Origin of the sequence: Agrobacterium sp. NPDC090273, assembly GCF_044772305.1 — a bacterium.
Lineage (GTDB): Bacteria > Pseudomonadota > Alphaproteobacteria > Rhizobiales > Rhizobiaceae > Agrobacterium.
In genome coordinates this window covers 35,899-61,695 of sequence record NZ_JBIVYN010000008.1, presented here as the reverse complement: position 1 = coordinate 61,695, position 25,797 = coordinate 35,899, and the positions used below count along the sequence as shown (strand labels likewise).

The following is a 25,797-nucleotide window of genomic DNA, read 5'->3' as shown; positions in this document are numbered from 1 at the left end:
GCAGCCGTGGAAGACGGTTTCAAACGGGTGAAAGCAACCAAATTCACGTCCTATGGCAACGCAAAACGACGTTTGAGGATAAGGCCACAAAAGGCGCCAAGACCGCAAAAGAGTAAGAACACCCAGCCGGACAAGGCGCCCGCGTGAATGCCTGATAGCAATACGCCAATGGTGCACCCCAACGCGGTCATCCCACCCCAGCCCATCAGCACACCGCCGACAAATCGGGTCGCCAACCCACCTAGAGATGGCCATGATGGCTTGAACTTCTCCGAAACCAATGCGGAGGCGAGACTTGCAACAATAAGCCCAATGACGAATACGCCGTTTGGAGAAAGCAGCGTGGTTTTGACCGCGCTTATGCAACCCCGCACCGTATCGAGCCCAGCCAGCGTTTCGGACATCCAGCCTTGCTGGGTGGAAACGGTTCTAACAATGCTTCCCAACTCAGCCGTGACGCCAATGGGTGCAAGCCGAAAATACGAGAATGCGCTGATCGTGGCGACGAGGATGCCGGTGACGACAGGGGGCCAGCGGGCGATGAACACCCGTGTCAGTGCCTGATGCAACTTTGCGTCTGCCGCCTTTTCGGGCGGGATCTCGTTGTTGTTATCCGCGTAAAGAACAAGGGCAATCAGGATCGCGAGTACGCAAAACGACACAATAAACGCTGGACCGTAGCCCAGGTAGTGCGGCAGCCACACAGGAATGTCGTCGTACACAGCCAGGCTGTAGAGAAAATTCCAACTGAGGAACGCCACGAAAAAACCGACGGCCGCACCGGCAAGCGCGAAAATCGATCCAAAGGCACCCTCCCCGAGACGATAAAAATGACCGGAGAGGCATGAGCCCGACAAAGCGGCGCCCAGACCGAAAATCGATGCGGAAACCGCGAGCACCCAGCCGACGGGACCAACATGAGCGTTGGGCGGCAAACGGCCCGGCTGCGGAACAGGGACCCAGGCCATCATGACAATCTGGTAGAACGCGACCCCTGCAATCAAGGCTACAAAAATCGCGACAAGTCCATCAGATCGCCTGTTTTCGACGAAATCGCGAAAATTGCAAAGAAAACAAAAGCGACCGCGCTGCAGGACAATGCCGAAGGCTGCCCCGGCAAGCAGCGCAAACCCCAATTGACGCCCGTCTACCAGCATGGAAACGCCGTAGAAGGTAAGAGCCAGTAAAGCTATCAGGGCAATGCCTGCCCAGCGATGGAAGCGTAAATTCATGAGATGCCAGGCAAATCTTTCAATTAACATCGCCAGCACGCCTAACGCGGCGTGCTGGTCGTGGATGGGATATGATCAGTGGTTATTTGCCGGTCCAGACGGTTCCAGTCGGGTTGCTGATCGGGACGCCGACGGCATTGCCGTATTCCGTCCATGAGCCGTCGTAGTTGCGGACATCGTATCCAAGTATTTTCTTCAGGGCGAACCAGGTGTGGCTCGATCGCTCACCAATACGGCAATATGTGATGACCGGAGCTGTACCGTCGATGCCCTTTTCGGCATAAATCGCCTTGATTTCTTCAGCCGATTTGAACGTTCCGTCCTTGTTGACGATGGTGCCCCATGGGACATTCACCGCGCCTGGAATATGGCCCGCCCGCACTGACAGCTCCTTGACGCCATCGGGCGCAAAGATTTTGCCGGAATACTCATCTGCCGAGCGGATATCGACGAGCTTGATATTGTGCTTGCCCTCAGCCACAGCGACGACATCGATAAAGCGGGCGCGAACCGACGGGTCGCTGTCCTTCAACGTCAGTGTTGTTGCCGTCGTTTTTGGCGCGGAGGTATCCAGAGGCAGACCCTCAGCCTCCCAAAGCTTACGACCACCGTCCAGAAGCTTCACCCGATCGCCCAGACCATAGGTTTCGAAGATCCATGCTCCCCAGGCTGCGAACCAGTTGTTGTTATCGCCGTACAAGACAATCGTTGTATCATCGCCGATACCGGCCTGCTGCAACAGGCTCTGGAAATGCTCCCGAGAGGCTATATCGCGACGTTCCTTGTCGACGAGATCGGTGTGCCAGTTCAGATTGGTCGCGCCGGGAATATGGCCACGCTCGTAAACGCCGGTGTCGACACTGACTTCGAAAACCTTGACCTTCGGATTTTCCAGATTTTGCTTTAGCCAGTCCGCGGTAACCAGCGCGTCCGACGCATTGGCCGATGCCAGACCGACCGTTGAAAGCAACAATCCCCCGAATACGGACGCCAGCAACTTGATATTGGACATTTCCCTACCCCTTCCTGATTTGATGACAATGGCAAGGTAAGAAGAAAGCGGAGGCACGCGAAGAAACCATTTTCCATATTATCGATAGGAAAAGAATAACTAGATCAAAAACAATCAAAAGGTGAATATGAATGCCCTATGGCAATTTATTCCCACAAAAACCTCCATAGGTTGCATATCACACCAGCATCAAACATCCTCCAGCGGTTTAAACCGTTGGCTCAGTATTTTTATCGTGGCAGAGCCTCGATATAGGCGCGATATGCGGGCGGTAGTGCATGGCGGTCGCGCCCAAGAACTGGAATGTTTTCGACAGGCAGGCTCTTCAATCTGTCGAGCAATCCATAGCCCTGCGACCAGCGTCCGAAGCCGCTGGCAATGTTGATATGCCCGACATCGCCAAGATTAAGGAGATCGCTGCCCCAGGCGGCGCTTGTTGATGCCAGCTCTTCCGGCTCCATGTAGGGGTCAGACATGCTACCGACGACGAGGCTCGGAAACGGGAGCGGGTCGGTCGGAAACTCGCCAAACCGCACGATGCATGGATGGAGCGCCTCAACCTTTTGAAGGTGGGCGGGTGCGACTAACAACGCAGCCTTTATTTTGGCAGCAAGGGGACGCGCAGCCATATTGGCAACCAACAGGCAACCAAGACTATGGGCAACGATGTAGGCGCCGTCACTTGCCGCGATCGCATCCTCCAGCCTCACCAGCCAGTCCTCTAGGACCGGACACTGCCAATTGTCCTGATCGACCAAGCTCGCGTCCGAATGATCCAGCAGCCAGTGCCGCTGCCAATGTCCTTCATCCGAACCATTGAGGCCAGGCACGATCAAGGTGGTACACATGTTTGCTCCGTGGATTGCTTGCGTCCCACAGCCAAGATGATGAATTCCACTATTTTAGTCGACTATTACATTTTCATGCGCCCGAGAGATCGGGAAAAAAGCATCCATTCATTTTCAAAAGCATGAAAAAAGCATCGCTTCAGATTTCTGCGATGAGCGAAACCGGCAAACTAAGTGTGATATCTCCCAGTCGGCGAGACGCTTGCAAGGCGCCTGAAGGCGCCTGCAAGCTCCAATCATGTTAGCGAACTGTATGACGCACTTCAGCGGGGTTTTCGGCCGCGCTTTTCCTGATCAGTTCGCGACCAATGATCGTACGGATCATATGGCTCTGCGGCGCATGTGCTCTTGCAGTGATCGCATCCCGGTGATGGCGCTCCAGATGATAATCCCGGCGCAGACCGCGATTGCCGCCAAGCTCCAGTGCAAGATCGGTGATCGTTACCGCATTCTCGATGACCACATGGCGTACGGCCAGTGCATCGGTTCCAACATTTTTCTTGTCATCAATGTCGCGGCCGACGGAGACCAGGAGGCGTCTGTTCGCGGCAATCAACACCTCGATTTGCCCGAGCGCTTCCTGAATTCTCGGGATTGATGAAAGTGGTGCGCCGAGGCTCGCCGGCACATGGCCGGTCAGATGCTTTATCAGATCATTGCGGGCTGAGACGGCGACGCCATGGTAGACAGCCGCCAGCAGGACAAAAAAGTTATACCCGTCGACCTCATCCCGACGAAGAGGCTCACTCGCCGGATGCTCGGCAACGACGTTTTCCAGAGGCACGCGGACGTCATTTAAAAGCAAGTCATCACTCGCGGTCGCAAACATGCCCGTCGCGTCCCAGGCCTTCTCACGGCCGATACCATCGAGGTCCAGAGGAACCAGCAACTGGATCAGTCGCGGTGTCTCCTCAACCGTCGTCGCCAGAACGATCGCCCATTTCAGACCAGGTAGCCCGGTTACGAAACTCTTGCGACCGTTGACGACCCAGGCGTCTCCGTCGATGCGCGCGACCGTCTCTGGCAATCCACCGTGGGCTGGAGAACCAATGCCTGGCTCGGCCTGTGCATTATTGAGCAAAGCCGGTCCGGAAAGATTTGCCGTCAAGACTTTGGCAGCAAGAACATCAGGCCACTTGCCGCGGCGGATGCTGCCGTGAACACTATAATGCATCGCAAGAACAAGGGCGGTAGAGGGGTCACCTTCAGCAATCGCAGCGATGACAGCCTGGGCTGTCTCGATCCCTTCGCCCCACCCCCCGGTTTCTTTAGACTGGATCAGGCTGAGAAGGCCTGACCTGAAAAGCTCGACAAAATTCTCTGCAGGAAATTCCCCCGTCCTGTCGTGAGCGGCCGCGGTCGTACCGAAGCCCTCAGCAAGCGATCTGGCAAGATCGATCGGGTCTAAAGTGGGCCTTTGTGACGGCGCCACAGCGGAAATCAGGGCCGTCATGCAACTGCCCTTTCATTCGCCGGAACAAAACGGTCATCGATCCAGGTGTGAATGTCGAAATTGTCATCAAGAAAACCCCATTCGTGCAGGAAATCCTTGTAGTGGCTGATGGCCGTTACGAGCTCCTTGTCGAGGCCAAGGCCAAGATGGCGATGAACATCGGAGCCGTTGGCAGCCAGAACCTGTTCTTCAGTCGCACCGGCTTCGCGCGCGATGAAGCGTCTTGTCTCTTCCGGGTGCTCTTCTGCCCAGATAGACGCCTTACGGATTGCGTCAACCAGCAGCTCGACAAGATCCGGACGTTCATCGGCCAGGCGAGCATCAACGGTCAGAACCCTCGGCGAACCCGAATTGATACGGATTTTCGGGTCGGGATGAAACCCGAACTCAATCACCTCGACGGCGCCAATCAGATTTGCTGCAGAGACACCGGCCGTCCCTTTGACAAAGATCGCATCGACCTCCCCGCGCAAGAGTGCAGCGATCTCCTCTCCAAACGATTGTCGGCGCTTCAGACCGAACAGCGAAGGTCCCTCCTGCGTTTCCAACACGGAATGGTCCTGGACGATATCGATGAGCTCAACATCGCCGATCCGCAAACCTCCAAGAGACAAGGCCGAGACGATGCCCTTCAGCGCCGTTGCCCGCATGAAATCGACAATGCCCTCCGGCCTGCGGGGTACGCCAACGCGGCGTCCCGCTAGATCAGCAATCGTTCGAATACCTGTTTGCGGCAGCGCAATGATTGCCTGAAACTCGTCCGTCCATGTAATGCCGACAAGACGGGTATCGCGTCCTTCCGATCGGGCGCGGATAGGCGGAACGTTGCCACCGTGCCTGAATGACCATTCCAGCGTGTGGTTGAAATGGCTTTGCCTGATGGAACGATCCGGCGAATCGATGATCGATTTCAGGGCAATACCGACATCGCCAAAGGTTTTTTCGAGATAACCGAGCTGGACGGCCAGACCGACCGGGGTCGGAACCGGGCAGCGCGTATACCAGATTTCAGATAGTGGAGTGCTCATCGCTTGACCCTTCATGACAGGCGGAACATCGACAGTGTCTGATGTCCGCGAATAGACCATTTACTGAAGGCCCGCCGTTACCGGGCGGGCGATATTGCTGTTGAGCTCAGGACGCAACGATGTGCGCAAAGGCAAGGCTTCCTGAGACCCCTTCGGCCCCGACCGTGTGGCCCGATATCCGTTTGTTGAAGATGGTAATCTCAGGGGCCGCGACGATATCGATAGCAGGGACATCCTCGATCAGGATCTGCTGGATCTCTTTCCACTGGGCAACGCGTTTGTCCGGATCAATTTCGACCGCCGCCGCTTCCAGCAGGGCATCAACCTTCGGGTTGCTGTAGGCTGCACCATTGGAAAATGGCACGCCCTTCTTGAAGTTCTTTGACCAATAAAGACGCTGAACACCAACCGTCGGATCAAACAGGTTGCTCATGCCCTCATAGGCAAAATCGAAATCGCGATCGGTGTAGATGCGTTTCGTATAGGTCGCGAAGTCCTGGGTACGCACCGTGACATCAATGCCGACCTTCGCCAAAGCCTGACGGATATAATCCGCTCCGCGCGGATAAGCCTCGGTACTCGGAACGTAATCCAGATTGAGCTTGAAGCGAATGCCGTTCGCGTCTCGTTTGTAGCCTGCGTCATCCAGCAGAGCTTCCGCAGTCTTGAGATCGATCGGATATGTTTTCAGATCGTCGACAAACCATCGCGTCAGCTTTGGGTTGATGGGCCCGGTGATCGGCGATCCGTATCCGTAATTGACAGTATTGAAGATGACGTTGCGATCAATCACATGGGCAAACGCGCGACGGACGCGCACGTCCTTGAACACCTCTTTCTCGAGATTGAATTCAACGCGGCTGATGGAATTTGAGTACTGATAACCATTGGTCTCAAAGGCCAGGTCCGGCAATTCCTTCAGGCGATCAAGGTCGCTGTAGGCCACCGGTGTGCTTGGCGCGAGATCGATCTCGCCAGTTTCGATCGCAATGGCTCGGGCGGCCGCATCGGGAATGAAACGAACGATAAGCTGATCCAGATAGGGGCGTGGCGCATCCCAATAGTCTGGATTGCGCTCATAAACGACATGGCTGCCACGCACCCACGCCTTGAATTTAAACGCTCCCGTGCCGATTGGTGCCAGATTGACCGGGTTTTCGGTCACCTTCGTTCCTTCATAGAGATGCTTGGGCACGATCGGCGTTTCCGCAGCGGCGAGCGCGGTGATCAGGTAGGGTGCGGGCTTCGATAGAACCAAGACTGCCGTCAGCTCGTCCGGAGTTTCCACATCCGTCAAATTCAGGAACGTGTTGCGTCCGCGCGGATGGACCTCCTTGAGGGTGCGGATTGAGAACGCGACATCGGCAGCGGTAAACGGCTTGCCATCATGCCACTTTACACCAGACCTAAGATTGAAGGTGTATCGCAGGCCATCGTCACTGATCGCCCAGGACTTCGCAAGAAGTGGTTGGGGGTTGAGGTCGAAGTCGTAGGTCAAAAGCCCCTCGGTGACCTTCGGCGATACATAGACGGAGTTGTAGGCGGTGTGGGCGATCGTTGTCAGAACAGGTGGCTCGGATGATATCAGCAACGTCGCCGTGCCGCCGCGTGCCGGCTCAGCGGCCCCCACCTTCCAACCCGACAGTGATGCCGCGCCGAGCGCGACCGATGCCAGAAGGAAACTCCGTCTCGTCGTGCGATTGAAATCAGTCATGCGATATCCTCTCCTTTTGAGCGGTAAAAACCGGCAAACCAAACGCTGGCGCATTGAGAGAAGTTTCTTTCGTCATTGAGAGCCGGTGCGCCAAAAAACGCTACAATTCCCATTTTATAGAAATTATCTTTTCTAATGCGGGTTATTTTCTGTAATTTACGGAAAATAATTCCATTACTCTTTGACAAATTCCATAAAATTAGTCAACTAATGACGCACTCCAGATGGAGCATGAGCGACTTGGACGGTTACGGATGGGAGCCGATGTCAAATTCGAAACGGATTTTCTCTCAGGCACGTCGTGTCGCCATTCAGGCGGTTCCGACAGTCCTTGGAATTGTCATTCTGAACTTCTTTCTGCTGCAACTCGCACCGGGCGACGCAGCCGATGTCCTCGCTGCCGAAGCTGGTTCGGCGACGGTGGAGACCATGGCCGAAATCCGCTCGCGCTTCGGACTGGATCTGCCTGTTCTTCATCAGCTGATGAACTATCTGGGCAATCTGGCGCAGTTCAGCCTCGGTTATTCTCCGCGCTACGGCATGCCTGTTGCAGATCTTATCGGCCAGAGACTACCCGGGACCCTTGCGCTGATGGGCGCAGCACTCGGAATCGCCATTGTCGCAGGCGTATTCCTTGGTGCGATCATGGCGCTTTTCTCCGGCAAGCTGCCAGACCGGATTATCTCGATCGGATCGCTGATCTTCTATTCCGTACCGGGGTTCTGGATCGGGTTGATGCTGATCCTGACATTTTCGGTAAAGCTCGGCTGGCTTCCGTCGGGCGGGGACAGCACGATTGGTAGCAGTCTCACAGGCTTTGATGCGGTCGTCGACAGAGCCCGCTATATCGTCCTACCGGCTTTGTCGCTCGCCTTATATTTTCTGGCGATCTATGCGCGGCTGACCCGTGCCGCGATGCTGGAGGTCAAATCACAGGATTACGTCCGCACGGCACGCGCGAAGGGTGTTTCGCCCTGGCGGCTGACAATTCGCCATATCCTGCGCAATGCACTCATTCCAATCACCACGATGGCCGGCATGCATATTGGCGGCCTGCTTGGCGGTGCCGTCGTCGTCGAGACAGTGTTCAGTTGGCCAGGCCTCGGTCGGTTGGCGTTCGAAGCCGTCATGGCCCGAGACTTCAGTGTCCTGCTTGGCATCCTGCTCCTGTCCTCTCTGGTCGTCATCATCGTTAATGCAGCCGTGGACCTTCTGCAGGCATGGCTAGACCCCCGCATTGGAGAAAGCCGATGAGTTCCACGAACACCACCGCGCTCCTGCACGCTCCCGAGATCACCGCTCAGGTAAAGGCCGGCACGCTCGACACCCAAAACGCCTTGCCCCCCAAGGACGACAAAACCTGGCCTTACCTTCATGCCCCTGACGCCCTGTCGGCCAGGACCGCATCGGTACCGCGCAGAGGATTGCGTCGTGAAATCAAGGTGTTCCTGAAAAACCCGAATGCGATTGTCGGGTTGCTCTTCCTTGCGACCGTAATCGTCACCGCACTTCTCGCCCCGCTTCTCTATCCCGGCGATCCCCTGGAGATGGTATCGCGTCCGTTCCTTTGGCCCGGTCAGAACGGAGCCTATCCGCTTGGCACGGATTCCATGGGCCGCGATGTGCTGGCCGGGATTGTACATGGTGCACGCATCTCTTTGACCGTCGGCGTCGTTGCCACGCTGATCGGGCTCACGATCGGCATTTCGGTCGGCGCCTTTGCCGGATATTTCGGCGGCGTCATCGATGACGTCCTCGTCAAGCTGATCGAAATCTTCCAGACATTGCCAAATTTTGTACTGCTCGTTGTACTTGTCGCCATTGCCCAGCCATCAGTGACGACGGTGACTTCCGCAATAGGCATCATTACCTGGCCCTTGGTCGCCCGGCTGACGCGCGCCGAATTCCGCGCAATCCGCGAAAAAGATTACGTCCTAGCGGCCCGCAGTCTGGGATACGGACACGTGCGGATTGTCTTTACCGAAATCCTGCCCAATGCCCTGCCTCCCATCATCGTGACGTCGTCGGTCATGGTCGCCGGTGCTATCCTGATGGAAGCAGCACTGTCCTTTATGGGCCTCGGCGATCCCAACCGTGTCTCCTGGGGTTCGATGATCGGATCCGGACGCGACGTGATCAGAACCGCCTGGTACCTCACCGCACTGCCGGGCCTTGCGATCGTCTTCACCGTCATATCGCTGAACCTCATCAGTGACGGGCTTAACGACGCCCTCAACCCACGCTTTTCGGAGGAACGCAGTTGACCCCTTTGGTGGAAGTCCAGGATCTGTCCGTTGGCTTTGGTACGGCACAGCCCGTAAAAGGTGTGAGCTTCAAGGTGCACTCCGGTGAGATGCTGGCAATCGTTGGCGAAAGCGGCTCAGGCAAGTCCCTGACGGCCCTCTCTCTGATTGGACTGTTGCCATCGAACGCAAAGACCGGTGGCCGCATTTTACTGGAAGGTAAGGATCTTTTACCCCTTTCCGAGCGCCGCTGGCGGTCTATTCGCGGCCGAGACATCGGCATGATCTTTCAGGAGCCGATGACCTCGCTCAACCCTGTGCTGACAGTTGGCGAACAGATCATTGAGGTCCTGCGCATCCACGAGCGCATCAATAAGCACGAGGCACGCAAACGGGCAATCGAACTCCTGGAACTCGTCAACATTCCTGAAGCGCGACGCCGTGTCGACGACTACCCGCATCAGCTTTCAGGGGGCATGCGCCAGCGTGTGATGATCGCCATCGGCGTCGCCTGCAACCCTAAACTGCTGATCGCCGATGAAGCGACAACAGCGCTCGATGTCACGATACAGGCACAAATCCTCCAGCTCCTCGACAATCTTCGACGCGACCTCAACATGGCCGTCGTGCTTATCACACACGACCTCGGCATCGTCGCACAATGGGCTGATCGGGTTATGGTGATGTATGCGGGACGAAAGGTGGAAGAGGGCTTGCCGGAGCCCGTGTTTTCCCATCCCTATCATCCCTATACGCGGGGATTGCTTGCCGCCTCGCCAAGAGCAGAGGACGGACAACACTACCGGGATGGTCCACTGATCGAAATCCCCGGGTCCATCGTCTCCGCAACGGGTGAACGAGGCTGCGCCTTCCGTCCGCGCTGTCCGGACGCCCGCGGTTTCTGCGGGCAGTTTGTTCCCCCGCTCCGCTCCATTTCCGAAGGGCGTTATGCCGCCTGCCCGTTTGTATCCGAAATTTCAGGGGAGGTCTCCGATGGCGCTTTTGTCAGTGCATAAACTGTCCACCGAATATGCTGGAGGGCGCGGAACGGTTCGCGCCGTCGATGACGTCTCCCTGGAGATAGAGGCCGGTGAAACCGTTGCGCTGGTGGGAGAATCCGGCTGCGGCAAGTCTTCGCTCGGCAAATCTTTGATGCGCCTTGTTGAACCGTCCTCGGGACAGGTCGTGTTCAATGGCGCCGACGTAACGGCGATGTCATCGACTGAACTGCGTGGCATCCGCCGGCGCATACAAATGATCTTTCAGGACCCATTCGCCTCTCTCAATCCTCGCCAGACAGTCCGCACGATCCTTACTGGCCCACTGAAAGTGCACGGCATCGGCGACAGGCAGCAACAACAGGAAATTGTCGAGGCAATCGTCGCGCAGGTCGGTTTGCCCGAGGATTCCCTCGATCGTTATCCGCACGAATTTTCCGGCGGTCAGCGTCAGCGCATTGGGATCGCCCGTGCCCTGATCCTAGAACCTGAACTGGTCGTCTGTGACGAACCGGTTTCCGCGCTCGATCTATCGATCCAGGCACAAATTCTCAACCTTCTGGTAGAGATGAAGAACCGGCTGTCGCTGTCCTACCTCTTCGTCTCGCACGACCTGTCCGTGGTCCGTTATTTTTCCGATCGTGTGCTCGTCATGTATCTTGGAAAAATTGTTGAGAGCGCACCGACTGCGGAATTGTGGGCTGCACCTCGCCACCCCTACACCCGTGCCTTGCTGGCTGCCGTCCCAGACCCTTCACGTCGCAAACAGGCCGCACCGATTTCTGGTGATCTTCCAAGTCCTCACAACCCGCCATCAGGCTGTCGCTTCCACACCCGGTGTCCATTGGCGAGCGACCTCTGTCGCGACAAGGCACCCGAATACCAGTTCTTCGGCAAGAACCACGCTGTGGCTTGCCATCACGCACAATAACCTCAAGGAGTACTTACCAATGGTCGACTATCGTTATCTCGGGCGCAGCGCGCTGAAAGTTTCACCGCTGAGCTTAGGCACCATGATGTTTGGCGGCCCGACACCGGACGAGACTGCATTCCGGATCATCGACAAAGCCCGTGAACAAGGCATCAACTTCATCGACACGGCGGATGTCTATCACGACGGAAAGTCCGAGGAAGTTGTGGGCCGTGGCATCAAGGCACATCGCGATCATTGGGTGCTGGCGACGAAATTCGTCAACTCGCACACCAAGGGCCCGAACCTTGGCGGCCATTCGCGTAAATGGGTCATCGAAACAGTTGAGAACTCCCTGCGGCGTCTCAATACCGATTACATCGATATCCTCTATTTCCACCGCGCCGTATTCGATGCTCCGCTGGAAGAGCCGGTTCGTGCCATCGCCGACCTGATCCGCGCCGGCAAGTTGCGCTACTTCGGTGTTTCGAATTTCCGTGGCTGGCGTATCGCGGAAATATCGCACCTCGCAGATCAGCTTGGCATCGATCGCCCTGTCGCCAGCCAGCCGCTTTACAACATCGTCAACCGCACGGCGGAAGCCGAGCAACTGCCGGCCGCCCATCATTATGGTCTCGGCGTCGTTTCCTACTCGCCACTGGCGCGTGGCGTTCTGACCGGCAAATACCAGCCTGGTCAGGAGCCTGGCGCCGACACACGTGTTGGCCGTGGCGACAAGCGCGTCCTGGAAACGGAATGGCGTCCAGAATCTGTTGAAATCGCCCAGAAGGTTGCAGCGCATGCCGCCGCCAAGGGCGTCTCCGCGGCGGACTTCGCGCTTGCATGGGTGCTGAACAACAAGTTCGTCACCGCCGCCATCACGGGCCCCCGCACCGAGGAACATTGGGACAATTACGTTCGCGCCCTCGACGTCACGATCGATGCCGACGATGAGGCACTGGTCGACAGCCTGGTCACGACTGGTCACCCCTCGACACCCGGCTTTAACGATCCAAGTCACCCGGTTGAAGGTCGCGCTCCGCGCAATCTGGCACCCGTGACACGCCCGGCTGTAAAGCCCCGCGCCGTCGCGTGACAACAGGCCTGCGGCAGGAAACGTGCCGCAGGCTTTCCCATTTTTCAAGGAATAGCGCGATGTCCAAGACCAATATAGTGACGACCGGCCCTGCTTCCCCCTCCGAGGTGCCGAGCCGCGACGAAATCCTGGAGAGGGCGAAGGAAATCGCTGATTACGCGGCCAAGAATGCTGCATTGCGTGAACGGGAGCGGGTTCTGCCGTTCGATGTTTTCAAGCTGATCAAGGACGCAAAACTCGGAACTCTACGTATCCCGGAAGCCAAAGGCGGACCCGGCGGATCTATCTCCGACTACATTGAGGTACTGATGATCCTTGGGGAGGCGGACAGCAATATTCCTCATGCGCTTCGCAGCCATTTCAACTTCACTGAACATCTCGCCCTCACTCCCGTCGAACTCGAAGATCGCCGGCACCTCGAAAACGTTCTGGCAGGCAAGCTTTTCGCGGGGGCAAGCACGGAACAGGGCACCAAACGACCGGGGGAAATCACCACACAACTGAGTACCGATGGCGATCGCTACAGGCTGAATGGCAGGAAGTGGTACGCGACCGGCACAGCGTTTGCAGACTTCGGCACCTTCAGTGCTGTCGATGAACAGGGCGACCCGATTGGTGTCTTGATACCCCTAGACCGCGAGGGCATCACAATCCTGGACGACTGGGACAGCATGGGCCAGAGGATGACTGCAAGTGGTGGCGTTCGCCTCGATAATGTGGAGGTACTACCGCACGAACTTACGACACGGCGGCTTTCCAGCCAGGTCGGGCGTCACTCATCTGCCCTGCGTCAGCTTCATCTGGCCGCATCGGCAACCGGTGCTGTTCAAGGCGCGGTCAATGATGGCATTGATTACGTTCTCAAGCAGGCTCGCACTACCCTTCACAGCTCAGCCGAGATTGCCAGCCAGGACCCGTTCGTTCAAAAAACTGTCGGTGAACTGAGTGCTGGCGCTTTTGCCGTCAAAACACTCATTCGGGAAGCTGCACGAACACTCGACAAGACAGCTGCCGCGTTTGCCGCAGGCGACGAAGAGGCAATCGAAGCCGCATTGCTGGAAGGCTCACTTGCAACGGCGCGCACGCAGATTATTGCCTCCCAGATTTCCCTGAACGTGGCGACAAGCCTATTTGAACTTGGCGGCGGCTCGGCAACCTCGGCGGAACGGAACTTCGACCGGCACTGGCGAAATATCCGCACCGTCTACAATCACAATCCGCTGCTGCACAAGGCGCGCGTGGTTGGAGATTACTTTCTGAACGGCACCACAACGCATCTTAGGGAAGGCCGGGTTTTCTGACGCCGGCGAAGAGTAAAGCCCATGCCAACAGAACTCGCCTCCTCCTCCAACACAGTCGCAGCTCTGCGGCTGCCAACCCTTTCCCGATTGCCGCCGCTGACAGCTTTGCGAGCCTTTGTCGTCGCCGCCAGACATGCGAGCTTCGCGCGCGCCGCCGATGAGCTGCATGTATCGACGACCGCAATTGGGCAACAGGTCCGCATCCTCGAAGGCCACCTCGGCCAGTCCCTGTTCAACCGCCAGCGTGGAGAACTCAGGCTGACAGATGCAGGGGCTGCTCTTTATCCTGGCCTGGCAAACGCTTTCGACACAATGATCGACAGCATTTCCGATCTGTTGCGTTCGGGCTCCAGACCAAGGCTTCGTATGCTCGTCTGTCCGTCCTTGGCGGCACGCTGGCTTGCACCTCGGCTTGGCAACATCAGCGAAGCTCTGGGCGATGTTGAGCTCTCGGTTGAAACAACCGTGAACGGGCCGCTTGGCCTGCAGCAACTTGATGATGTCGACTGTGCCATCGTCGCAAGCGATGAACGTATCCCGGGCTTCACCTATGAGCCGCTTTTCGATGATGCGGTCATTGCGATCTGTGCTGCGGATTTCGCATTGCGCCACCAGCTAGCCGGTGAGCCCGAAAGACTAAAGCGCAATTCTATTCCGATACTGCACGGCGCCGACCCCGATCCTGTATTTGAATGGCCACATTGGTTGCGCGCTAACGGCATCCATTCCCGCATACCCACGACGGGTCCGCGCTTTACCCACCCGCAGGTTCTCATTGAAGCAGCCGCTGCTGGCCATGGCATTGCGCTTGTACGATATTCTCTTGTGGCCGGAGACCTGAAGACGGGCCGCCTAGTTTCTCCATTCGGCACGCCACAGCCTACGGTCAATCGTTATCATCTCATCGCAAGCCATGAGAGGCGGCGGCAGCCAGAAATAACCTCACTCATCGCTATGCTGCGCGAGGATGTCCCCTCTTTTGCCACCGCCGCCTGACGCGCCCGTCCCACTTCAGGCGCGAATTCTGCTTGTTTCATTGATGGTGTGGATGTTCTGCGGCCGTGGCAGGCCATAGTGGTCGCGAAGCGTGTCACCGGAATAGTCGGCGCGAAACAGTCCACGCTTTCTCAGAAGTGGCACAACCTCATCAATGAAGATATCAAATCCGCCCGTGAGCCACGGCGGCATGATATTGAAGCCATCGGCAGCTCCTTCCCGGAACCAGGTCTCGATCCAGTCGGCGACCTGTTCTGGGGTTCCTGCAATGACCTTGTGGCCGCGACCGCCAGCAAGCCGGTGGAGCAGTTGCCGAATGGTCGGGTTTTCACGATCGATCACATCAAGCACCAGTTGATGCCGGCTGCTGTCTGCACGGGCTCTCGTCGCTTCTACAGCCTCGCTTGGTAGTGGCTTGTCGAGATCGGCATCACCAAGATCGATACCTGTGATCCTGGTCAGTTGTGTCAGCGAAAAAGCGGGCTGGATGAGATCGTTGAACTCGGCTTCGAGCTTTTTCGCATCTGTTTCCGTACCGGCAATAAAAGGACTGATCCCCGGCAGGACCTTCACATGGGCCGGATTGCGACCAGCACTCGCAACCCTCTTCTTGATATCCGAATAGAATGCCTTTGCGCTTTCAATTGTCTGATGCGCGGTGAAGATCGCTTCGGCATATTGGGCGGCAAACCCGCGCCCGTCATCGGAGGAGCCAGCCTGTACATAGACTGGCCGACCCTGCGGCGAACGCGACACATTCAGCGCACCCTGGACACGATAGAACTCGCCTTCGTGATTGGCGGGGTGAATACGATCGGTATCGGCGAAAAGCCCGCTTTCTTTGTCGGCAACAATAGCGTCGTCTTCCCAACTGTCCCATAGCTTGGTTACGACATCAACGAACTCGCTCGCCTGTCGATATCGATCCGCATGCGACGGGTGTTTTTCAAGGTTAAAGTTTGCGGCGGCCGCATCCACTGACGTGGTCACGATGTTCCAGCCGACACGACCGCCACTGATGTGATCGACGGATGCAAACAGGCGCGCAAGGTTATAGGGCTCATAATAGGTCGTGGACGCGGTTGCGATAAACCCGATCTTCTCCGTGACAGCCGAAAGGGCGGCCAGCATAGTGATTGGCTCCAGCCGGTGTTTCGCGGAGTATCTGATATTCCCGTCGAGAACTGGCGCATCGGCAAAGAATATCGCATCGAGCTTTGCCGCTTCAGCACGCCTTGCGATATCCTGATAAAGCCGGATATCGGTGACGCGATGCGGTTCGGACTGCGGATGCCGCCACGCAGCCTCATGATGGCCGCCGGGATAAACAAATGCGTTGAGTACGAGTTTTTCGGACGATCTTGCCATGAGATCCTCATCCTTTTGCCGTTTGCGGAAAAATGTGGCGCGTCCGGACAATCCGACGCGCCGCAGTCATCAGGCTTCTTTTGCGAGCCAGGCTTTGGCGAGATTGCCGCTTAAGCCCTCTGCACCAACGGCGTAGTCCTTGACCTTGACGTTTCCGACCACCGGCTGAACAGGAGATACGAGGTTGATGACCGGCAGATCCTTTGCAACGATGGCTTGGAATTCCTTGAAAAAGGTCGCGCGCTTCTCGATATCGGGCTCCACAGATGCAGCCTCCAACAACCGGTCTACCTCCGGGTTCTCGTAGTGGCTGGCATTGGAGAACGGCAGTCCGATCTTGAAGTTCTTGCTCCAGTAAACACGCTGCACGCCGGCAGTCGGATCGAAGGTGTTCGAAAGCGACTCGACCGACAAGTCCCACGCCCGATCAGTATAGACCACCTTCACATAGGTTCCGAAATCGAACTTCTGGATTTCGGCTTCGATGCCGATCTTGGCGAGAGCCTGGGCTATGAAATCCGAATAGGTCTGAGGGTTGAATGGGTTCGTCGTCACACGCAACTTGAAACGCTTGCCGTTTTCCTTGCGTGGAAAACCCGCCTCATCCAGGAGTTTCTCGGAAAGCGCGGTGTCGAACTTCGCAAAGCCGATATCGGGATTGTGAAATTTCGGCAAACCGGGACTGATCGGCGTTGGAGACGGAACAGCATATCCGTAAAGCACCACATCGATGAGCGCGGGAACATCGATCGCATGTGCGATTGCCTGCCGCACCTTGAGGTTTTTCAATATCTCGTTTTCGAGATTGATGACGAGCTGGTTCTGTTGGCCCGCATAGGCATAGATGCGGTCATCGACCTTAAGGTTTGGAACTGATTTCAGTCGCTCGAGGTCAGCAAGCGCGACTGGGTTTGGGCCAACATCGCCCTCTCCTGTCTCAAGCGCTGCGGCACGCGAACCTGCATCGTTGATCAGACGGATGATAACTCGTTCCAGATAGGGACGCGGCGCATCCCAATAGTCCGCATTCCGTTCTAGCAGGATATGGCTGCCTGGCACCCATTCCTTCAAAACGAACGGTCCACTGCCTATGATTTGATCCGGCTTCGGATTATCTGTCGGCTTGAACGTTTCGAAGATGTGCTTCGGCACAATTGGCGATTCCGATGCTGCGAGCGCTGTGATGAGCCCCGGTGCAGGCTTCGCAAGCTTGATACGCGCAACCAGCGGGTCTGATGAATCGACACTCTCTACCTGTGAAAAGGTTGCGCGGCCGCGGGGATGTGCCTCCTTTAGGCGCAGGATAGAGAACGCGACGTCTGCAGAAGTTAGCGGCTTTCCGTCATGGAATTTTGCCCCAGGCTGCAAATGAAAGACGTATTCCAGTCCGTCTGCAGAAACCGACCACTCCTTTGCCAGACTTGGCTTTGGAGAAAGGTCGTAGTCGTAGGTGAGAAGCCCATCGTAAATCTTCGAGCCAATAAATTGTGGCCCCCCCGCACTGGTGTTGATCGCGACAAGCTGCGTCGGCTCGGGGAAATAAACAATCTTCAGCGTCCCACCGAAAACTGGCTCTTCCGCTGCTGCAAAAGCACCGCCGGGAAGTGAGACGATAGCGCCGGCAGCAAGCGCAATCTTGTGAAACTGACGTCTGGAAAGGTTCATCTTTGTCTCCGAAAAAATGGGGCCGTCCTTCAGTGGAGGCGCGGAAATCCGTGGCGATCAGCCAGCAAATCGAGAATGCGTTTGGTGTCCCGCACAAAGCGTCTGTCTCCATACGCGGCGGCATCATCCGGGGGATTTTCGCCCAAGATCAGGAGTGGCAACGACTGATTGTCCTCCCCGACCTCGGCAATGACAGCAGCCCGTGGCCTTTGGAAATCGACCCGCTGGATATCCAGCGAAGCAGCAATTTCAGGGAACGAAGCGATCAATCCTTCAACCTGATTGCAATGCGGGCAGACAAACCGGACACCTAGTTGTTTGGGATCTTCGAAACCGGGAGAAATCAGAAAAAGTGTATCTTTGGCCATGCCATCCATCATTGCTAACTGCGATGGAGCGAGAGTGCCGGGAGGTTGGGAGAGCGTCCAGAAACGTATTCTTGCCTCGAAAAGAAGAATAAATTTGCGAACCAACCACCCAGAAACGGCTTTCTTCAGAAGAATTTTCCGATGCGAATTTATTTCGGTACCGCTCTCGATCAAGCAATGCGATTGCCGGAAATTTCAAAGGGACGCGAATGCCGAAATCCGTCGTCAATTGGGCTGAGGCATAAAAAAAACCGGCGAAAACGCCGGGTTCTTGGGAAAGAGGCCTAAGACCTCAGCTTTGGGGCTGTTTCCAGGCGTTGGCGAGGTCGCCGTAGGCGATATCGATGGTGCTCACAAGCGATTGCAGGCTGGCATTTCGCAAGATGACCGTCGGTAGTGCGACAATGGAGAAGTTCGGCAAATCATCACCGGTGATCGTTTGGATCTCCTTAAATTGCGCCGCGCGCTTTGTCTCGTCCACCTCAACGGCCGCCGCACGGAAAAGGTCATCGACCCTAGGGTTGTTGTAATGCGCTGCGTTGACGTAAGGAGCCGGGTTCTTGATCCCGTCCGACCAGTAGAGGCGCTGGACCCCGGCCGTCGGGTCAAACAGGCGGCTGATCCCGTTTACGTTTATGTCGAAGCCGCGCTCAGTATAGACCCGCTTAATGAATGTCGCGAGATCGCCTTCAAGGATCTCCACCTTCACTCCTATCTTGCCGAAAGACGAACGCAGGTAATCGGCAGTTTTGCGGAAGGCATCCGATGGCAGGAATGCAAGCCTCAATGTAAATCGCGTACCATCAGCACCCTTCGGGAATCCAGCCTGATCGAGCAGCGCATTCGATTTTGCAAGGTCGAAGGGATAGTTGAAAGGCGCCTCATCATTATAGGCAGTGAACACTTTGGGGATGTTCGAGCCTGCCGGTTTTGCCGTTCCAAAAAAGATTGCGTCATTGATAAAATCACGATCGATCGCGTGCGCCAGCGCGTGGCGCACCTCTTTCTTGGCCAGAACCGGATTTTCGAGATTGAATTCGAAGACTTCGGCATTGTTCAGATAGGCATCGGTATAAACTTCGACGGCGAGTTTGGGGTTTTGCCGCAACCGCTCCAGATCGCCGTAAGACACGTCCGCCGCGTAATCCGCTTCACCGGTTTCGACGGCAATCGTCGCAGATGCCGCATCGGCAAAAAAGCGCGCGACAAACCCGTCGAGATACGGCAGTCCTGCCTGCCAATAGTTGGGGTTACGCTTCAATTTGACGTAGCTACCGCGTTTCCATTCCTCGAAGACGAAGGGACCGGTACCGATCGGGGCGTTGCCATTCGGGCTTTCGTTGAAGTTTTCCGACGGATATGCGTGTGCTGGCAGGATCGGCGTCTCACCGCCCGTCAGTGCCCTCAAAAGATAAGGCGCGGGCTTTGACAATACGACCACCGCAATATGGGGTTCAGGTGTTTCCACATCGGCAATATTGGCGAATGTGATGCGCCCGCGAGGGCCAACCTTCTTGAAGGCAAGCAAGGAGAACTTCACATCCGTCGCGGTGAAATCATTGCCGTCATGCCATTTCACGCCTTTACGCAAACGGAATGTATGACGCAGACCGTCGGCAGAGATTTCCCAGCTTTCTGCCAGGACCGGATGCGGTTTGAACTCGCTGTCAAAGCGCACCAGACCTTCCAGGATCTTTGTTGAAATCGCTCTGGTCCGCGTATTGCTGTCGGAGAGCGGTACGAGCGTCGTTGGTTCACCAAGACCGGCAAAGGTCACAATGCCGCCCGTTGTCGGCTCCTCAGAGGCTGCAAACGACACGGATGGGAGCAATGCGGCCCCACCAAATGCGGCTGTCAAAAGCAATGTCTTACGTCTTGTCAAATCCATGATTGTTTCCTCTTCGTGTTTTATGCCGGAACCGCCGTGAGGCGCTGCTCGATCAGACGCGCAAACAATGTGGCCCCCACCGGCAAGATCGCGTCGTCGACAATGAAACCTGGGTTATGCGCAGGAACGTTGCCCGCATGACCAAGCGTGAAAAAGGCACCAGGAGCGTGCTTCAGGAAGTCTGCGAAGTCCTCGCTGCCCATGAAGCGACCGGGCTCGGTCGAAACCCGCGCGTCGCCCAGGACATCGCGTGCGACCTCCGCAACGATATCGACAGACGCGTCGTCGTTGGTGAGAACCGAGAAAATGTCTCTGATATCGACATCCGCTGTCAGGCCGTGGGCAGCAGCAACATGCTCCGAAATCGTTGCGATCCGCTCGCGGATCGTCGCGCGAACTTGATCGGAAAACGCCCTCACCGTTCCGGCAATCGACGCCGTTTCGGGTATGACGTTGTAGGCCGAACCGGCCTCGATTCGTGTGATCGACAGGACCGCTGGATCAATCGGCGAAACGTTTCGGCTCACGATCGTTTGCAATGACTGGATGAGTTCGCCGATTGCCGGTACCGGGTCATGGGAAACATCCGGATGTGCGGCATGTGCACCTTTGCCCTTCAGCCTGATATCGAAGAAGTCAGCACCAGCGAGAATTGTGCCGGGAGAGACTTTGAGGTGGTTGGGCGCGGCATGTGAGGAGTTATGCAGTCCATAAATCTCATCGACGGGAAAGTCTTTGAACAACCCATCGGCGATCATGGCACGCGCACCGCCAAGACCTTCTTCCGCAGGCTGGAAGATGAAAACGACGGTGCCGGCGAAATCGCGAGTTTCGGCCAGATAACGCGCAGCCCCCAAAAGGATCGTCGTGTGCGCATCGTGACCGCAGCCATGAAATTTGCCGGGGTAGATCGAGGCATAGGGCAAACCCGTCTCCTCCGGCATCGGCAGGGCATCCATGTCGGCGCGCAGACCAATCGAGCGATTACCCGCATGTTTTCCACGCAAGATACCGACCACGCCTGTCTTGCCATATCCGCGATGCACCTCGATACCCCAGGACGCAAGTTTCTCGGCGACGATCCCGGAGGTTCGAACCTCTTCAAAGCCGATTTCCGGGTGCTGATGCAGATCGTGACGGATCGACACCAGTTCGGGAATGTAGGTAACAATCCTGTCGATGACTTTCGGTGCTGGGGTGTTTGTGGGGTCTACGGCGATGTTCACGGCATATCCTTTGGCAATAGAATTCCCTGCCGCTACCGGAGGGTGGCGAGCGATCAGGGACGTTTGATGGTGAAACAGAGGTGGCGAAGGCGTCAGAGCCTTAAGCCGGCCTCTTTCATCAGTGGCAGGATCCGGTCGGCAAAATATTCGAGGTCTTCCCGGAAATCGTAGAAATTGAGCTGAACGCCGTCGATCCCCGCTTTCTTGAGGCCAATCAACTGTTCAACGACCTGTTCAGGCGAACCGATAATCTCGATATTGCCGCCGAGATTGCGTCCCTGCTTGTGGCGCGCATCGCCACGTCCCCGCCAGGCATGCGCATCGCTCTCATAATTGTTGGTAGCAAAAGCACGTGTGCCCGGCTGTGGCTTTCCTGCCTCGATGGCGTCAGCATACGCAAAGGCTTCAGCTTCAGTATCACGGCTGACGATTATCGGATTGATGAGTGTCTTGACCTGACGGCCATGTGCGATTGCGCGGTTTTTAACATTGGCGACATGGGCCGGGAGTGTTTCCAATGCACTCTCGATGTGTGCGCCACCAGGCGATGTCACGAAAACCAGGTCGGAATGGCGTGCGGCAAAGTCAATCCCGGCAGGCGAACCCGTCGCAGTTACCAGAGGTGGACGACCAAAGGACGGCTTTGGTGTGATCCAGCCGTTGTTGACCGCCCAGGGATTGAGCTTTCCTTCGTAGGAGTAGTTTTCGGTTTCACCCCACAATCGGTGCAGCACATCAAACAGTTCACCCGCCATGTCGTAACGTTTGTCGTGTTCGATCCTTTGCCAGCCAAACATCTCATGCTCGATGGCCCGGTGCCCGGTGACGATATTAATGCCCCAGCGACCATTGGCGATGTGATCCAGTGTCGCTCCGTATTTGGCGAGATGGAGGGGATGCAAGGGGCCATAAAGGACGTGGATGGTCGAAATTAGCAGGATGCTTTTCGTAACCGCCGCCATAGCAGCAAGCGCGATAAAACTGTCGAGCGAGGAGTCACCGTCATAGCCGCCCTTCGGCAGCCATTGTGTGCGACTGAAGGCGATTTCAAAACCCAGCTCCTCAGCGCGTTTGACCAGCTCGACATTGTAATCGAATGTCCAGCTATTGCTCGTTGGCAGGCTGGAAAAGTTGATATCCTGCAAATTGAGAAAGAGCCCGAGCATCAACGGCTGTTGTGCAGCACGGCTTAACGGGCTTTCCTCAAAATCGAACGGTGCCTTCAATTCGAGTGTATCGCTGACCGGCGCTGTCAGTGCCATGATTTTTCTCCCTTCGGATTATGTGTAGGAATGTCGGCGCCTGCCAGGCGCGCGCTGAGGTAAGCGTCCACGGTGCGTGGTTCGCGGCCGGTGATCCGACGAACGTCATCACTCAACGAGGACGCCAAACCTTCCGCGATCAGCACGCCGAACTCACCAACCGCCTTTTGCTCAAAGGCGCCAGGATGTAATGGCAGCGGGGTGCGAACGGTCTGAGACACGCCGATCGGGCGATGCAGAATACGCGCGGCGATCCGCCCGATTTCGAGTGCTGTCAGCGCTTTGCCACCCGTCAGGACAAAGGCACCGTTCAACGGTGTCTCTTTCGTCAATGCCGCAACGGAAACATCCGCGATATCATCCACGTCGATGTAAGAGACGGCGGCACCGGAGTAACGGTCAGGCAAATCCTCCCGGCTGAGAATTGCCGCGATTGTGGGCTCAAGTGCGACCTGCATCCACGCATTGGGTCTCAGGATCGTGTGCGCGACCCCGCTCTCAGTCAGATAGGCTTCCACCAAGGCGTGAGCCGATCCAGAAACCGAGCGGTCTGCATTTCGTATCGTCCAGTCCGAACCGGAGATCTTGACGATACGCCCGATCCCGGCGAAAGCTGCCGCATCAACTGCCGCGTTTTGATGTGATGCCAGCGCTTCGCTTATCGGCGACAGCAGAAAGAGTGCATCGATATCAACCAATGCCTCTTTCAAGCTGAATGGATCCGCAAAGTCACCTTGAGCGACCTCCACAGCATCGCCCCACAAGCGACGCGCCTCCTCTGGTCTGCGCGTCAGAATGCGCACCTCGGAATTCCTTTTTAGAAGGCGCTCAACGACACGTTTTCCGAGTTTGCCTGTCGCTCCAGTGACGAGAATTCTCCGAGCCATGTCCGACCTCACAAGTCGCGGGGCTGATGTGCCGCCAAGGGGCGCGCATCAACCCAATCAAGAACATCAAAATCCGCAGGTATGAAGTGCCACTCCAACAGGAAGTCCTTGAAGTGCGCGATCGCTTCTACCTCTGCCGGATCGAGAGTGAGGCCAAGGTTTTGACTGACATTCGGACCATTGGCGGCGAGCACCGCATCCTCGCTTACGCCAATTTCACGCGCGATAAACCTGACGGCATCGCCTGGGTTTTCTTTCGACCAGCCGGAGACCCGCTGCACCGTCGCAACCAGTTCCCTTACGAGGTCCGGTCTTTCATTTGCAAAAGTCGCGTCGACCGTGAGTGGTCGCGGAGTGCCGTTGTTAATGCGAATTTTCGGGTCAGGGTGAAATCCCGTCGACACGACAACAAGAGCACCGATAAGGTTGGCGACAGTGATACCCTCCGCACCCTTGACGAAAAACGCATCGATGTCACCGCGATTCAGAGCTGCAATTTCCTCCCCGTAGGGAAAACGCCTTTTCAGCCCAAGAAACCGCTCGTCATCTGGACCGAGCAAGACCGGTTCGTTTGCGACGAGGTCGACAAGCTCGACGTCGCTTGTTTTCAGCCCGGAAATCGTCAGTGCTGAGACAATGCCCTTTAACGATGTCGCGCGCTGAAAATCGATCGTCTCGTGCGGCCTTCTGGGAAGTCCAACACGCCGCCCCTTCAAATCCGCGCCATTGTGGATACCGCTCGCGGGCAATGCAATAACTGCCTGGAACTCGTCTGTTCTTGTCAGACCGATCAGGCGTGTCTGACGACCACCCGATCGCGCCCATATTGGTGGAATGCTACCCCCCTGCCGAAACGACCACTCCAGACTGTGATCGAAATGGCTTTGGCGGATGGAAGGGTCTGCCGCATCGCGTATTGAGGAGACATGGATGGCGTGGTGAGCGAAGTTTTCCGCGACCCAACCAAGTTGAACTGCGATCGACAACGGCGTCGGCGCAGGACAGCGTGTATACCAGATTGTCTCCGGTTGGAGAGTTTTGCGTAATGCCGCCTCGACCATGGCATATCCTCACTGATGACCATGCGCGATAGGCTACAGGCTTAAAAATATTTTCTATAGATAAAGTGTACTATTTAAATTGCCCACTGGAGAATTCGGTTCCGCATAGATGGCGCTTAGCATTGTAATCCCGATTCAGCTTCTCGTGTGGAGCATGTGACTGCGTGCAACTGGGACTGAAAGAACGGTTGTATATTGTTTCCGCGATCATTTTCAGTATACCATTGGTATGTTTTATGCGCAGAACAGTCAAATTGCTGCAGACACAAGTCCCGTCCGTTCCAGAAGGAGACCACCGTGCCATTGATTTCTACCGAGACGAAGGGTGTCTTCGTCATCGCTGTAACGCCCTTTCACGAAGCCGGCGCTGTCGATCACGAAAGCATCGATCGTATGGTCGACTTTTATTACGAGAAAGGTGCCGATGGCCTGACAATCCTGGGCATGATGGGTGAAGCACCCAAGCTGACACAGGCCGAGTCAATCGAAATAACCCGGCGCACCCTGAAACGTTCAACAACCAAAGCGGTCGTTGTCGGCGTATCAGCTCCGGGTTTGGCTGCTATCGGTGAACTGACCAAGGCTGTTATGGATATGGGGGCAGCGGGCGTCATGGTAGCGCCGCCATCAAACCTGCGAACCGACGAACAGATCATTACCTATTACCGTAATGTCGTTGAAACCGTCGGGACTGAAGTCCCTATTGTCCTGCAGGACTTTCCGCTATCGACAGGCGTTCAGATATCCTCGAAAACACTCGGCGTTATTTTTGAAAACCACCCCAGCATCGTCATGCTGAAACACGAAGACTGGCCGGGTCTGCAAAAAATAACAGATCTGCGTGAGGCCGAAGCCAGAGGGCGCCGCCGTATCTCGATACTCTGCGGCAACGCCGGAGTCTTCTTGCCGGAAGAAATGCAACGCGGCGCTGACGGTGCGATGACAGGTTTCGCCTACCCGGAGATGATGGTCGATGTCGTGCGGCTCAGCAACGAGGGCAATCATGACGCCGCACAGGATATGTTCGATGCCTATCTACCGTTGATGCGCTACGAACAACAACCGGGCATGGGACTGGCGATCCGCAAATATGTGCTCGCACAACGTGGTGCGATTGCTACCGCTGCGCAACGTCGTCCTGGAGCGGCCCTCAGCCCACGTGCGGCTAACGAAGTTGACCGGCTGATTGACCGCCAGACCCGTAGACTTGCCAAGCTTGCCTGAGTGGCACGAAAGAGGGA

At 56.4% G+C, this 25,797-nt stretch carries 22 protein-coding genes; 8 read left to right on the top strand and 14 right to left on the bottom strand.

Features of this window, described 5'->3' with window-relative positions; genetic code table 11:
* Positions 1-50: 50 nt before the first annotated feature.
* From ACIQT8_RS20350 to ACIQT8_RS20325, 6 genes are all read right to left on the bottom strand, one after another.
* Positions 51-1,262, bottom strand: a complete 1,212-nt coding sequence (locus ACIQT8_RS20350; RefSeq protein WP_400968906.1) for a YeeE/YedE family protein — start codon at positions 1,260-1,262, stop codon at positions 51-53.
* A gap of 52 nt (positions 1,263-1,314) precedes the next feature.
* Positions 1,315-2,244: a sulfurtransferase gene (locus tag ACIQT8_RS20345; RefSeq protein ID WP_400968903.1), complete on the bottom strand. Its 930-nt coding sequence runs from the start codon at positions 2,242-2,244 to the stop codon at positions 1,315-1,317.
* A 230-nt stretch (positions 2,245-2,474) separates the two neighbouring features.
* Positions 2,475-3,092, bottom strand: coding sequence for an alpha/beta hydrolase (locus ACIQT8_RS20340; protein WP_400968901.1), 618 nt, complete (start codon positions 3,090-3,092; stop codon positions 2,475-2,477).
* A 241-nt stretch (positions 3,093-3,333) separates the two neighbouring features.
* Entirely contained in the window at positions 3,334-4,545 is a 1,212-nt protein-coding gene (locus ACIQT8_RS20335) for an acyl-CoA dehydrogenase family protein (RefSeq protein WP_400968898.1), read from the bottom strand.
* Positions 4,542-5,573: an ABC transporter substrate-binding protein gene (locus ACIQT8_RS20330; RefSeq protein WP_400968895.1), complete on the bottom strand. Its 1,032-nt coding sequence runs from the start codon at positions 5,571-5,573 to the stop codon at positions 4,542-4,544. Before ACIQT8_RS20330 ends, ACIQT8_RS20335 begins: the two co-directional genes overlap by 4 nt.
* Positions 5,574-5,679: 106 nt before the next feature.
* The gene (locus ACIQT8_RS20325) at positions 5,680-7,287 is read right to left on the bottom strand and encodes an ABC transporter substrate-binding protein (protein WP_400968892.1); all 1,608 of its coding nucleotides are present in this window, start codon (positions 7,285-7,287) and stop codon (positions 5,680-5,682) included.
* Between the two features lie 264 nt (positions 7,288-7,551).
* Between ACIQT8_RS20325 and ACIQT8_RS20320 the strand changes: the two genes are divergently transcribed.
* From ACIQT8_RS20320 to ACIQT8_RS20290, 7 genes are read left to right on the top strand one after another with little or no spacing between them, the layout of a single operon-like run.
* Positions 7,552-8,541 carry an ABC transporter permease gene (locus ACIQT8_RS20320; RefSeq protein WP_400968889.1) on the top strand — a complete coding sequence of 330 codons (990 nt, stop codon included), beginning with the start codon at positions 7,552-7,554 and terminating at the stop codon, positions 8,539-8,541.
* Positions 8,538-9,551, top strand: a complete 1,014-nt coding sequence (locus ACIQT8_RS20315; protein ID WP_400968886.1) for an ABC transporter permease — start codon at positions 8,538-8,540, stop codon at positions 9,549-9,551. Before ACIQT8_RS20320 ends, ACIQT8_RS20315 begins: the two co-directional genes overlap by 4 nt.
* Positions 9,548-10,546 (top strand): ABC transporter ATP-binding protein, encoded by a 999-nt coding sequence (locus ACIQT8_RS20310; protein WP_138792869.1) that lies wholly within the window; start codon positions 9,548-9,550, stop codon positions 10,544-10,546. Before ACIQT8_RS20315 ends, ACIQT8_RS20310 begins: the two co-directional genes overlap by 4 nt.
* Positions 10,524-11,459 carry an ABC transporter ATP-binding protein gene (locus ACIQT8_RS20305; RefSeq protein ID WP_400968883.1) on the top strand — a complete coding sequence of 312 codons (936 nt, stop codon included), beginning with the start codon at positions 10,524-10,526 and terminating at the stop codon, positions 11,457-11,459. Before ACIQT8_RS20310 ends, ACIQT8_RS20305 begins: the two co-directional genes overlap by 23 nt.
* 19 nt (positions 11,460-11,478) lie before the next feature.
* Positions 11,479-12,534 carry an aldo/keto reductase gene (locus ACIQT8_RS20300; RefSeq protein ID WP_400968880.1) on the top strand — a complete coding sequence of 352 codons (1,056 nt, stop codon included), beginning with the start codon at positions 11,479-11,481 and terminating at the stop codon, positions 12,532-12,534.
* 59 nt (positions 12,535-12,593) lie between these two features.
* Positions 12,594-13,835 (top strand): acyl-CoA dehydrogenase family protein, encoded by a 1,242-nt coding sequence (locus ACIQT8_RS20295; RefSeq protein ID WP_400968877.1) that lies wholly within the window; start codon positions 12,594-12,596, stop codon positions 13,833-13,835.
* A gap of 21 nt (positions 13,836-13,856) precedes the next feature.
* Positions 13,857-14,831: a LysR substrate-binding domain-containing protein gene (locus tag ACIQT8_RS20290; protein ID WP_400968874.1), complete on the top strand. Its 975-nt coding sequence runs from the start codon at positions 13,857-13,859 to the stop codon at positions 14,829-14,831.
* Positions 14,832-14,846: 15 nt separating this feature from the next.
* On the opposite strand, the gene ACIQT8_RS20285 is transcribed toward ACIQT8_RS20290, so the two are convergent.
* From ACIQT8_RS20285 to ACIQT8_RS20250, 8 genes are all read right to left on the bottom strand, one after another.
* A complete protein-coding gene (locus ACIQT8_RS20285; RefSeq protein WP_138792874.1) occupies positions 14,847-16,199 on the bottom strand; it encodes an LLM class flavin-dependent oxidoreductase in 1,353 nt (450 codons plus the stop codon).
* 69 nt (positions 16,200-16,268) lie between these two features.
* Positions 16,269-17,864, bottom strand: a complete 1,596-nt coding sequence (locus tag ACIQT8_RS20280) for an ABC transporter substrate-binding protein (RefSeq protein ID WP_400968870.1) — start codon at positions 17,862-17,864, stop codon at positions 16,269-16,271.
* Between the two features lie 29 nt (positions 17,865-17,893).
* The gene (locus ACIQT8_RS20275) at positions 17,894-18,244 is read right to left on the bottom strand and encodes a DUF3088 domain-containing protein (protein ID WP_400969224.1); all 351 of its coding nucleotides are present in this window, start codon (positions 18,242-18,244) and stop codon (positions 17,894-17,896) included.
* Positions 18,245-18,524: 280 nt separating this feature from the next.
* On the bottom strand, positions 18,525-20,120 hold the full coding sequence (locus ACIQT8_RS20270; protein ID WP_400968867.1) for an ABC transporter substrate-binding protein: 1,596 nt from the start codon (positions 20,118-20,120) through the stop codon (positions 18,525-18,527).
* A 20-nt stretch (positions 20,121-20,140) separates the two neighbouring features.
* Positions 20,141-21,346, bottom strand: a complete 1,206-nt coding sequence (locus ACIQT8_RS20265; protein ID WP_400968864.1) for a M20 aminoacylase family protein — start codon at positions 21,344-21,346, stop codon at positions 20,141-20,143.
* A 92-nt stretch (positions 21,347-21,438) separates the two neighbouring features.
* A complete protein-coding gene (locus tag ACIQT8_RS20260) occupies positions 21,439-22,608 on the bottom strand; it encodes an LLM class flavin-dependent oxidoreductase (RefSeq protein WP_400968861.1) in 1,170 nt (389 codons plus the stop codon).
* Positions 22,599-23,495, bottom strand: a complete 897-nt coding sequence (locus tag ACIQT8_RS20255; protein WP_400968858.1) for an NAD(P)H-binding protein — start codon at positions 23,493-23,495, stop codon at positions 22,599-22,601. Before ACIQT8_RS20255 ends, ACIQT8_RS20260 begins: the two co-directional genes overlap by 10 nt.
* An 8-nt stretch (positions 23,496-23,503) precedes the next feature.
* The gene (locus ACIQT8_RS20250) at positions 23,504-24,556 is read right to left on the bottom strand and encodes an ABC transporter substrate-binding protein (RefSeq protein ID WP_400968855.1); all 1,053 of its coding nucleotides are present in this window, start codon (positions 24,554-24,556) and stop codon (positions 23,504-23,506) included.
* Between the two features lie 297 nt (positions 24,557-24,853).
* On the opposite strand from ACIQT8_RS20250, the gene ACIQT8_RS20245 reads away from it, so the two are divergent.
* Positions 24,854-25,780, top strand: coding sequence for a dihydrodipicolinate synthase family protein (locus tag ACIQT8_RS20245; protein ID WP_400968852.1), 927 nt, complete (start codon positions 24,854-24,856; stop codon positions 25,778-25,780).
* The last annotated feature ends 17 nt before the right edge of the window (positions 25,781-25,797 follow it).

What these genes read in the sequence shown, in the direction of transcription:
- ACIQT8_RS20300 (WP_400968880.1), top strand. Translation starts at nt 11,479, where the DNA reads ATGGTCGACTATCGTTATCTCGGGCGCAGCGCGCTGAAAGTTTCACCG.
- ACIQT8_RS20270 (WP_400968867.1), bottom strand. Translation starts at nt 20,120, where the DNA reads ATGGATTTGACAAGACGTAAGACATTGCTTTTGACAGCCGCATTTGGT.
- ACIQT8_RS20275 (WP_400969224.1), bottom strand. Translation starts at nt 18,244, where the DNA reads ATGATGGATGGCATGGCCAAAGATACACTTTTTCTGATTTCTCCCGGT.
- ACIQT8_RS20295 (WP_400968877.1), top strand. Translation starts at nt 12,594, where the DNA reads ATGTCCAAGACCAATATAGTGACGACCGGCCCTGCTTCCCCCTCCGAG.
- ACIQT8_RS20290 (WP_400968874.1), top strand. Translation starts at nt 13,857, where the DNA reads ATGCCAACAGAACTCGCCTCCTCCTCCAACACAGTCGCAGCTCTGCGG.
- ACIQT8_RS20345 (WP_400968903.1), bottom strand. Translation starts at nt 2,244, where the DNA reads ATGTCCAATATCAAGTTGCTGGCGTCCGTATTCGGGGGATTGTTGCTT.
- ACIQT8_RS20315 (WP_400968886.1), top strand. Translation starts at nt 8,538, where the DNA reads ATGAGTTCCACGAACACCACCGCGCTCCTGCACGCTCCCGAGATCACC.
- ACIQT8_RS20260 (WP_400968861.1), bottom strand. Translation starts at nt 22,608, where the DNA reads ATGGCACTGACAGCGCCGGTCAGCGATACACTCGAATTGAAGGCACCG.
- ACIQT8_RS20340 (WP_400968901.1), bottom strand. Translation starts at nt 3,092, where the DNA reads ATGTGTACCACCTTGATCGTGCCTGGCCTCAATGGTTCGGATGAAGGA.
- ACIQT8_RS20335 (WP_400968898.1), bottom strand. Translation starts at nt 4,545, where the DNA reads ATGACGGCCCTGATTTCCGCTGTGGCGCCGTCACAAAGGCCCACTTTA.
- ACIQT8_RS20250 (WP_400968855.1), bottom strand. Translation starts at nt 24,556, where the DNA reads ATGGTCGAGGCGGCATTACGCAAAACTCTCCAACCGGAGACAATCTGG.
- ACIQT8_RS20330 (WP_400968895.1), bottom strand. Translation starts at nt 5,573, where the DNA reads ATGAGCACTCCACTATCTGAAATCTGGTATACGCGCTGCCCGGTTCCG.
- ACIQT8_RS20255 (WP_400968858.1), bottom strand. Translation starts at nt 23,495, where the DNA reads ATGGCTCGGAGAATTCTCGTCACTGGAGCGACAGGCAAACTCGGAAAA.
- ACIQT8_RS20350 (WP_400968906.1), bottom strand. Translation starts at nt 1,262, where the DNA reads ATGTTAATTGAAAGATTTGCCTGGCATCTCATGAATTTACGCTTCCAT.
- ACIQT8_RS20325 (WP_400968892.1), bottom strand. Translation starts at nt 7,287, where the DNA reads ATGACTGATTTCAATCGCACGACGAGACGGAGTTTCCTTCTGGCATCG.
- ACIQT8_RS20280 (WP_400968870.1), bottom strand. Translation starts at nt 17,864, where the DNA reads ATGAACCTTTCCAGACGTCAGTTTCACAAGATTGCGCTTGCTGCCGGC.
- ACIQT8_RS20305 (WP_400968883.1), top strand. Translation starts at nt 10,524, where the DNA reads ATGGCGCTTTTGTCAGTGCATAAACTGTCCACCGAATATGCTGGAGGG.
- ACIQT8_RS20320 (WP_400968889.1), top strand. Translation starts at nt 7,552, where the DNA reads ATGTCAAATTCGAAACGGATTTTCTCTCAGGCACGTCGTGTCGCCATT.
- ACIQT8_RS20285 (WP_138792874.1), bottom strand. Translation starts at nt 16,199, where the DNA reads ATGGCAAGATCGTCCGAAAAACTCGTACTCAACGCATTTGTTTATCCC.